Source organism: Flavobacterium sp. (genome assembly GCF_028712645.1).
GTDB lineage: Bacteria > Bacteroidota > Bacteroidia > Flavobacteriales > Flavobacteriaceae > Flavobacterium.
In genome coordinates, this window is the sequence record NZ_JAQTPQ010000337.1 from 1 (window position 1) to 3,154 (window position 3,154).

Sequence of the window (3,154 nt, forward strand, 5' to 3'; positions counted from 1 at the left end):
CAGGGCTTGCTTCTGGATGATATTGAACGGAGAAACAATTTCTGTTTTTCATTCTCATACCCGCAACGGTTCCGTCATTAAGATGAATATGTGTGATTTCCATATCAGGATGATTGTCGAGTTCTTCTTTGTTTACGGCAAAACCGTGATTTTGAGAAGTGATTTCTCCTTTTCCAGTAATGATATTTTTCACAGGATGATTGATTCCACGATGACCGTTGAACATTTTATAGGTCGAAATTCCGTTTGCCAAAGCGATTACTTGGTGTCCTAAACAAATCCCAAACAATGGTTTATTGTTTGCCAGAATTTCTTTTGCCACTTTTATAGCACTAACCAATGGGTCAGGGTCACCAGGTCCATTTGACAAGAAATAACCGTCAGGATTAAATGATGCCAACTCTTCATAAGTAGCATCGAATGGAAAAACTTTAATATAGCAATCTCTTTTGGCAAGGTTGCGAAGAATATTTGTTTTAATTCCTAAATCTAGTGCTGCGATTTTATAGGTAGCATTTTCATTACCAAAAAAATAAGGCTCCTTTGTAGAAACTTTAGAAGCCAACTCCAATCCTTTCATATCTTGTACTTTTGCCAAAGCTTCTTTAAGTTCGTCAATTGAAGTTCCATCTGTGCAAATAACGGCATTCATAGCTCCATTGTCACGAATATAACTTACGAGTCCGCGAGTATCTACATCAGAGATACAAATTAAGTTTTCTTTAATGAAATAATCTTCTAAACTTCCTGAAGCCTCTTCACGAGAATAATTAAAACTAAAATTTTTGCAAACCAGCCCAGCAATTTTAATGCTTGTTGACTCAATTTCTTTATCGCTTACACCGTAGTTTCCAATGTGAGCATTAGTTGCCACCATAATTTGTCCAAAGTAAGAAGGATCAGTAAATATTTCCTGATATCCTGTCATTCCTGTATTAAAACAGACTTCTCCAAAAGTTTTTCCAGAAATTCCAATTGATTTTCCATGAAAAATGGTTCCGTCACTTAATAGAAGTATGGCGCTTTGTCGTGTTGTGTATTTCACTTTTTTATATTTGTGTGATATAACAAAAATGGAACCTATTTGATTTTTTAAGTACCCATTTTATCATATACTAATTGTACATAAGTTTTGTTGTTTGTTAAATAGAATCGTAATATTGAAAAATTTGAAGTAAATCTTTTTCAGAGGTGTAACTCAATTTTGATTTAGACACATAAGCTTCGACTTCTTTCATTTTATCTCCAAATAACTTTAAAATTTGTTTCCTTTTTAAAACAATTTCAGTAATTTCATTTTCGTTTATTTTGCAAAAATATCTGTTCTTTTTTTCATATCTAGCATTAGAAATTAGCTCTTTTGTCATAGGGTTTATTACTTCGTCTACTAATTTAACGGCATACCCTCTTAAAAGAATCATTGTATTTGACATATACAATTCTTGACAAAGTTGATTGTTATCATTAATATTATAAAATTTATATTTCCCCAAATAATTTTTTATAAAATCTATTTTATTAGAATCAAATTGGAATACAGAATCATTTTTGATTTTAAATTCAAGGCTTTGGGACTTAATATTATAATTTAAATTTTCAATTACATATTTTTTTTTATCGTGAAAATAAATTTCATATATGCCTTGCCATGATGGAAATAAATATTGAGTTCCATCGATTACTTTAATCCTTTTTTCGGTTTCATTGAACAACCTATTACTTTGTATAGGGTTTAAGTATTCCGTTATATCACCCGCACCATAACGACCTACAACTTGTGCGCTTCCCACAGTATAATTAGCAATTATTAAACAAGCAAAAATTAATTTTTTCATAATTTACATTTTTTTCAAAAATATAAAAAAAAAGGATAAACTATTAAAAGTTTATCCTTGGTTTTTATTGAATGATTATTTTCATAACTATTCAGTAGCCTCTGTTGATTCAGTTTCAGCAGCTGGAGTTTCTTCAGTAACATCAGTAACTGGAGCTTCATCAGCTTTCTTCGCTTTTCCACCACGACGGCTTTTTGCTTTTTTAACTTCTTTTTTACCTCCGTTGTAAAGTTCATTGAAATCTACCAATTCGATCATTGCCATATCAGCATTATCTCCTAAACGATTTCCAACTTTGATGATACGTGTGTATCCACCTGGACGGTCACCTACTTTAGCCGCTACGTCTCTGAACAAGTCAGTTACGGCATATTTGCTACGTAAGTATCCAAAAACAATACGACGATTGTGAGTCGTATCAGCTTTAGATTTTGTTATTAATGGCTCAACAAATTGTTTAAGCGCTTTTGCTTTTGCAACAGTAGTGTTAATACGTTTGTGTTCGATAAGGGAACAAGCCATATTAGCTAACATAGAACTTCTATGTGCAGTCTGTCTGCCTAAGTGATTGAATTTTTTTCCGTGTCTCATTGCTATGTAAATTTAAACCTTTGAAGGTTTAGATTATTCTTTATCTAATTTGTATTTTGCTAAATCCATTCCGAAGTTCAAATTTTTAATTGCCACTAGTTCATCTAGTTCAGTTAAAGATTTTTTACCGAAATTACGGAATTTCATTAGGTCATTTTTATTGAAAGATACTAAATCTCCAAGTGTATCAACTTCTGCAGCTTTAAGACAATTTAATGCTCTTACAGAAAGATCCATATCAACAAGCTTAGTTTTAAGCAATTGTCTCATATGTAATGACTCTTCGTCATAGGATTCTGTTTGTGCGATTTCGTCAGCCTCAAGAGTAATTCTTTCGTCAGAAAACAACATGAAATGGTGAATTAGAACTTTAGCAGCTTCTGTAAGAGCATCTTTTGGATTGATTGAACCATCAGTTTTTATTTCGAAAACTAATTTTTCGTAATCTGTTTTTTGTTCTACACGGAAGTTTTCTATTGCATACTTAACATTTTTTACTGGAGTAAAAATTGAGTCTGTAAAAATAGTTCCAATTGCAGCATTTTGTTTTTTGTTTTCTTCAGCAGGAACGTATCCTCTACCTTTTTCGATTGTTAAATCAAAATGCAGTTTAATTTTGCTATCTAAATTACAGATTACAAGTTCTGGGTTCAAAACTTGGAAACCTGAAATAAATTTTTGAAAATCACCAGCTGTCAATTGATCTTTACCGGTTACAGAAATTGTAA

4 protein-coding genes are annotated in these 3,154 nt (G+C 31.8%); all 4 read right to left on the reverse strand.

The annotated features are described in order from the left end of the window. The coding region (gene carA, locus PHC28_RS17420; protein ID WP_300103536.1) for a glutamine-hydrolyzing carbamoyl-phosphate synthase small subunit at positions 1 to 1,045 on the reverse strand (1,045 nt) is incomplete at its 3' end. 97 nt (positions 1,046 to 1,142) lie between these two features. After that, a complete protein-coding gene (locus PHC28_RS17425; RefSeq protein WP_300103537.1) occupies positions 1,143 to 1,835 on the reverse strand; it encodes a hypothetical protein in 693 nt (230 codons plus the stop codon). Between the two features lie 87 nt (positions 1,836 to 1,922). Next, a complete protein-coding gene (rplQ, locus tag PHC28_RS17430) occupies positions 1,923 to 2,426 on the reverse strand; it encodes a 50S ribosomal protein L17 (RefSeq protein WP_300103538.1) in 504 nt (167 codons plus the stop codon). A gap of 33 nt (positions 2,427 to 2,459) precedes the next feature. Next, positions 2,460 to 3,154 (reverse strand): DNA-directed RNA polymerase subunit alpha (gene rpoA, locus PHC28_RS17435; RefSeq protein WP_300103539.1); only part of this gene is annotated, 695 nt, incomplete at its 5' end.